This is a genomic window from Daejeonella sp. (assembly GCF_049655485.1).
GTDB lineage: Bacteria > Bacteroidota > Bacteroidia > Sphingobacteriales > Sphingobacteriaceae > Daejeonella.
The window spans coordinates 22,616-28,669 of the sequence record NZ_JBASJU010000061.1 but is presented as its reverse complement, the minus strand read 5'-3'; the positions used below and the strand labels follow the sequence as shown (position 1 = coordinate 28,669).

The following is a 6,054-nucleotide window of genomic DNA, read 5'->3' as shown; positions in this document are numbered from 1 at the left end:
AGCTTCAACTTCTGGAGTCTCTTCTGCAGCTTCTTCAGCAGGAGGAGTATTCTTAGCAGCGATTGCAGCAGCAACTTCTTCTTTTTTCTTAGCTTCAGCAGCTAAAGCAGCTTTCTTAACTTCATCTTTCGATTTAGTCAGGCTATCTTTCTTTCCAGCTATTTTACCTTGTTTACTTTCTAACCACTCAGCAAATTTAGATTCAGCTTGATCAGCAGTTAACGCTCCTTTTTTAACCCCACCTTGAAGATGTTTTTTGTACATCACACCTTTGTAAGAAAGGATCGCGCGACAAGTATCTGTTGGCTGTGCACCCTTATTAACCCAATCCAACGCTTTGTCGAAATTGATCTCAATAGTTGCCGGGTTTGTGTTTGGATTGTAAGAACCGATGCGTTCTATGAATTTACCATCTCTTGGAGCACGTGCGTCTGCTACCACCACATGATAGAAAGGTTTTCCCTTTTTACCAAATCTTTGCAATCTGATTTTAGTTGCCATTTTATAAGTTTTATGTATTCAACATATTCCCGGAGTCTATTCTGCGGGGTTGCAAAGATACAAATAAATCGGATTTAAAAAACTCAATTTGCTATTTTTGAGGCATGTCTGATAAGAAACTACGAATAGCTGTTGATATGGATGAGGTTATGGCCGATCCAATTGCGAAATTTATTAAACTTTATAACCGGGATTATGGCACTCCGCTTGACTTAAAAATCGAACCGGGAAATGAGATCTGGATGCACATACCAGAGCATGCAAAATTTAAATTATGGGAATACATCAACGAAAAAGGCTTTTTCCGCGATCTCGATGTAATTGCCGACAGCGTGGAAGTCATGAAAGAACTTCAGAACAAATATGAAGTCTATATTGTTTCAGCAGCTATGGAGTTCCCTAATTCCTTACAGGATAAATATGAATGGTTGGCTGATCATTTCCCTTTTATCGGCTGGCAGCATATCATGTTTTGCGGACATAAGATTGTGAATACGGATATCATGATCGACGACCGGATTAAGAATTTTGTTGATTATCAGGGAAGGAAACTGCTCTTTACTTCGCCGCATAATATGTTGGTGACTGAATATGAGAGGGTTGATACATGGAAGGAAGTGGCGGAGAAGTTGTTGTAGGGGGAAGGATTCGTAAACTCTTTTTGGGAATTAGATGTATAATGATAGGTTGGAATTTATAGAGGTTTTATAAACTTATGAGTGAAAAGTAGTAATGAATGATTATTAGGAGAAGAAGCACCAAATAAATGACGATTGAGATGATGATTTAGATTTTCTTATTGATGAAACATTTTTTACTGCAATTTTTTTGAAAAGCAGTTTACGTGCTATTCGGTTAATTCAGTCCGGCTCTCCGCTGTAGCTTTTGCCGGAAAATTCTATTTAATCATTGTAAATTAGTTTCGGCAAAAGGCTGCCGCTTCGATCCGGTTTAAATAACTCACGGCCGAAGTGCTTTTGAACCGACAGCCCAACAAGGAGGAACAAATTTATTATATGGGGAACTAACATTAATAGTTCCACTATCCCTGCCCCCTAAACGGGATCGGAGCGGCAGCCTTTTGCCGAAAACTCAAATCATCATTATAATTCCACTTTCCAAGGCAAAAGCTACAGCGTAGAGCCCGACTGGAGCTTCCGATTATTACAAGCCCTGCTTTTCAAAAAATAGTTATCAATTCCATTGACTTTTTTCCCATCCCCTGTAATGCAAATCCTATTGTATTTTACCATCATTCGATGTTCATCTATAACTTAACTACGCTATCTCCCATCAACCTCTCGAAACGTTGTTTAAACGTTCTTTAAATCATTCTATCTTCCAACCCACTCAAGTTCCTGCATAAAGTCTCACATCCAACTTACTTCTATCCGCTACTATGTAAGTACGCTCGGCCCCCCCTGTAAATTTTATCCGTTCCCTCTAATTCTAATCCTTCCTTTGTAAATTCTAACGGTTCCTCTGTAACTTCCCCTACTTATACCAATCTAATTTCAAACCAAACAAACCTCTACTATAATGATCGTAACAACCACTAATAACATCGAAGGAAAAAAAGTAGTTAAATACCTTGGTATAGTTTCAGGTGAAGCTATTATCGGGGCCAATATTGTTAAGGACTTTTTCGCTGGCATTCGCGACATCGTGGGCGGACGTTCAGGATCCTACGAAGAAGGATTGCGGGAGGCAAAAGATATTGCTTTGAAAGAGATGCAGGAACAGGCTTTCCGCATCGGGGCAAATGCTGTTCTGGCAGTCGACCTGGATTATGAAACTATGGGAAGCAATGGCAGCATGCTTATGGTAAGTTCTTCGGGTACTGCTGTTGTTTTAGAAGATATTGCAGGCCTTTAAAGCTCCTTCGAACAAAAATTAAGGTTATCCGGCGCTTAAATTGAGCTCTACGTAGTCGATCAGCGCGTGGATAACCTTAATATGGATTTCCTGCGCCCTGTCGGCGTATTCTGAATGCGGCGCCCTAATCTCAGTATCGCAAAAAGCAGCCATTTTCCCTCCACTTTTTCCTGTAAGGCCTATAACCCGCATTCCTTTTGATTTGGCAGCTGAAATAGCATTCAATATATTTTCGGAGTTCCCGCTAGTGCTTATGGCGAGCAGGACGTCGCCCTTCCTGCCTATGGCTTCAACCATTCTTGAAAAAACAAATTCATAGCCATAATCATTGGCTACGCAGGATAAATGTGCAGGATCGGATATGGAAATAGCAGGATAAGCAGGCCTGTCGTTTCTATATTTTCCCGATAGCTCTTCAGCAAAATGCATCGCATCACACATGGAACCCCCATTTCCGCATGAAATGATCTGATTTCCATTTTTAATCGCATGGCTCAGAATTTGACCAGCCTCTTCGATATTTTTAAATGAGTCTGGATTGCTGATAAAATGCGTCAGGACATCCTGTGCTTCGGTAAAGTGCTTTCTAATTTGTTCCATCAGGAATTTACAAAAATGCCGGCCAGGATTTTGAGATCAGGTTTGTAGCAAATGTCTAAAGCGACAAGATATCTACAATTTTTAACAGCTCCTTATTCACGACCTTATTATGTTTTATTGCCTTACTAAAAGGTGTAAAATGGATTCTACCATGTACAATACCAATCATTTCACAGGTCTTTCCATCCTTTAAAGACTCAACCGCTGCAACACCCAGTCTTGAAGCCAAAACCCTGTCCATACAGGTTGGCGCACCGCCTCGCTGAATATGTCCAAGAACGGAGACCCGGGTATCAATTAGCGGGAACTTATCTTTTACCCTCTTCGCTATTTCAAACGCTCCTCCTGCATCATCGCCTTCTGCTACAATAATTATCTTTGACGATTTGTCTTTTCTACTGACTTCAAGCCTGGAAAGTAAAGCTTTTATGTCGGTTTTAGTTTCCGGGATAAGAATTGCTTCCGCTCCGGTACCGATTCCACTACGCAGCGCAATCAGTCCGGAATCCCTTCCCATCACTTCAACGATGAACAACCGGTCGTGAGATTCTGCTGTGTCGCGAATCTTATCTACCGCCTCAATTACGGTATTTATCGCCGTATCATATCCTATGGTGAAGTCGGTTCCCAATAGGTCATTATCAATAGTACCAGGCAAGCCTATTACTGGAACACCAAACTCTTTATAGAAAATATTAGCACCCGTAAATGTACCGTCACCTCCGATAGCAACAAGGGCGTCGATTCCTTCTTTCTTTATTTGTTCAAAGGCTTTTATCCTTCCTTCCTTGGTCCGGAATTCATCACTCCTGGCGGTTTTTAATACGGTTCCGCCACGCTGAATGATATTTGCAACCGATTTACGCTCCATCGGCACAAAATCTCCACCGATAAGTCCATCATATCCGCGCAGAATTCCGGTAACCTTGATGTCATAGTATAAAGCCGTTCGAACCACCGCACGAATGGCGGCATTCATTCCGGGGGAGTCACCACCGGATGTAAAAACTCCAATATTCTTAATTGTTTTCTCAGTCATGTTATTCTTTACGGCCAAAAGCAAGTGTGCCGCTGCTTAAAAAATTTATATAATTATTAATGTCGAGGTTAAAAGCTTGCGGTGTTACTAGCGGTTTACCATCATGTCCTGCTAATACGTAATATGGCTGCGAATTGGTTCCAAAAGTTGAAGCCTGGAAATCACTCCATTTTTGCCCTATTGTTTTTATCTTCTTCCCACTGAATGTAGAAGTATACTTCTCACTTTCTGCCAGCTCTGTTTTATCATCGACGTACAAAGATATTAAAACGTAATCTTCTTTGAGTTTCTTTAATACCACCGGGTCCGGCCAGACACTTGCCTCCATCTTACGGCAATTAACACAACTCCAGCCAGTAAAATCGATCAGCACCGGTTTATTAACACTCTTTGCATAGGCCAATCCTTCTTCATAGTCATAAAAAGCATCCAGACCATGAGGCGCATGAAATAGTCCGGCATACTTTTTTCCCGGGGTCTCTGTACTGGTAGTCGAGGTTTTATTGGAGTAAAGATCAAAATCCTGCGTAGTTTGTGGCGGAAGCCATGCACTCAAAGGTTTTAAAGGCGCGCCCCATAATCCCGGAACCATATATAATGTAAATCCTAAAATAAACATAGCGAAAAACAGTCTTGGCAAGGCTACAAATCCGATTTCATTGTCGTGCGAGAGGCGAATTTTTCCTAGCAGATACATTCCCCAGAAACCAAAGATCACGATCCAGATGGCTAGAAAAATATCCCGGTTGAGAATATTCCAGTGATAAGCCAGATCTACATTTGACAAGAACTTGAATGCTAAAGCAATCTCAAGAAATCCCAGTGAAACTTTCACTGTATTTAACCAGCCGCCGGATTTCGGCATTTCTTTCAACCAGGATGGGAAAATTGCAAAAAGGGTGAATGGAATTGCAAGCGCAGAAGAAAAGCCAAGCATTCCAATTGCAGGGCCTAAATATGATCCCTTGGAAACCGCATCTACCAGCAGGGTGCCAATGATCGGTCCTGTACAAGAAAAGGAAACAAGCGCCAGGGTGAATGCCATGAAAAACAAGCCTACGAAGCCGCTCTGGTTAGACTTTTCGTCCATTTTGTTAACAAGTGATGATGGCAGTGTGATCTCAAAAGCACCCAGGAAAGATATCCCGAAAACGATCAATGCAGCAAAAAACAACAGGTTGAAGGTGGCGCTACTGGCAGCCTCATTAAGAGCTGATGCACCAAAAATGAGAGTAATCAATAATCCGAGCGCTACATAAACAAAAATTATTGAAAGGCCATAAATTATGGCACTTTGGATACCCTTTGCTCTGGAACCTGACTTCTTGGTAAAAAACGAAACTGTCAACGGGATCATCGGATAGATACAGGGCATAAAAAAAGCTGCCAGGCCCCCGATGAAACCCGCGAGGAAAATCCCCCATAACGAGCTTTCGGACTCCGCAGGCGATGTAATCTGTGGTGTTATCCCGTTGTTCTGAGCAGGAGAAAGAATGGCAGCAGAAGTGTCACTCACGCTGCTTATGACCGAATCGTCGGTCGCTGCACCCGTTGGCACATTTGTGTCTCCACCCGCCACTGCGATCTGAAATTCAACTTCTGCTGGAGGCAAACATTTTTGGTCATTGCAGACCATAAATTCCAGCATTCCGACTACGGTTGTCTTCTGTGCACTTAGAACAATTCGTTGTTTGAATTCAACCTTATCTTTATGCCAGGCAATCTGCATATCAAAGTTCTTATCAAATGCTGAAACAGCTTTCGGGCTTTCGCTAACCGCTCCTTTTAGTTTGTAGGCATTTGATGGAGTGAATTTAAAAGAAGTCGGAATTGGGCCACCCTCTTCAATAAATTGGGAGTATACGTGCCAACCATTGTCGATAGTGGCAGTAATTACCAGATCAAATTCCGTGGCACTTATTTTTTCAGACCTAAAGCTCCATTTAACCGGATCTTCAATTTTTGCGTTCGGATCAGCAAACTGTGCATGCGCTGTGATGCTCAGAAAAAAGGCAAAAACTGCCAATAAAATCTTCATA

The 6,054-nt window shown here is 41.9% G+C and carries 6 protein-coding genes; 2 read left to right on the top strand and 4 right to left on the bottom strand.

Going from position 1 to position 6,054, the window contains the following annotated elements; all coding sequences use genetic code 11:
- Positions 1-501 (bottom strand): 30S ribosomal protein S16 (locus tag WBJ10_RS02625; RefSeq protein ID WP_424287999.1); only part of this gene is annotated, 501 nt, incomplete at its 3' end.
- A gap of 104 nt (positions 502-605) precedes the next feature.
- On the opposite strand from WBJ10_RS02625, the gene WBJ10_RS02620 reads away from it, so the two are divergent.
- Both WBJ10_RS02620 and WBJ10_RS02615 read left to right on the top strand, forming a co-directional pair.
- Positions 606-1,139 (top strand): 5' nucleotidase, NT5C type, encoded by a 534-nt coding sequence (locus WBJ10_RS02620; protein ID WP_424287998.1) that lies wholly within the window; start codon positions 606-608, stop codon positions 1,137-1,139.
- A gap of 901 nt (positions 1,140-2,040) precedes the next feature.
- Positions 2,041-2,376 carry a heavy metal-binding domain-containing protein gene (locus WBJ10_RS02615; RefSeq protein ID WP_424287997.1) on the top strand — a complete coding sequence of 112 codons (336 nt, stop codon included), beginning with the start codon at positions 2,041-2,043 and terminating at the stop codon, positions 2,374-2,376.
- 24 nt (positions 2,377-2,400) lie between these two features.
- Here the strand turns inward: WBJ10_RS02615 and lpcA are convergent, their stop codons facing one another.
- From lpcA to WBJ10_RS02600, 3 genes are read right to left on the bottom strand one after another with little or no spacing between them, the layout of a single operon-like run.
- Complete coding sequence (lpcA, locus tag WBJ10_RS02610) at positions 2,401-2,976, bottom strand: D-sedoheptulose 7-phosphate isomerase (RefSeq protein ID WP_424287996.1); 576 nt, start codon at positions 2,974-2,976, stop codon at positions 2,401-2,403.
- A 55-nt stretch (positions 2,977-3,031) separates the two neighbouring features.
- Positions 3,032-4,015 (bottom strand): 6-phosphofructokinase, encoded by a 984-nt coding sequence (gene pfkA, locus WBJ10_RS02605; protein ID WP_424287995.1) that lies wholly within the window; start codon positions 4,013-4,015, stop codon positions 3,032-3,034.
- A gap of 1 nt (position 4,016) precedes the next feature.
- On the bottom strand, positions 4,017-6,053 hold the full coding sequence (locus WBJ10_RS02600) for a cytochrome c biogenesis protein CcdA (protein ID WP_424287994.1): 2,037 nt from the start codon (positions 6,051-6,053) through the stop codon (positions 4,017-4,019).
- Position 6,054 lies beyond the last annotated feature (1 nt).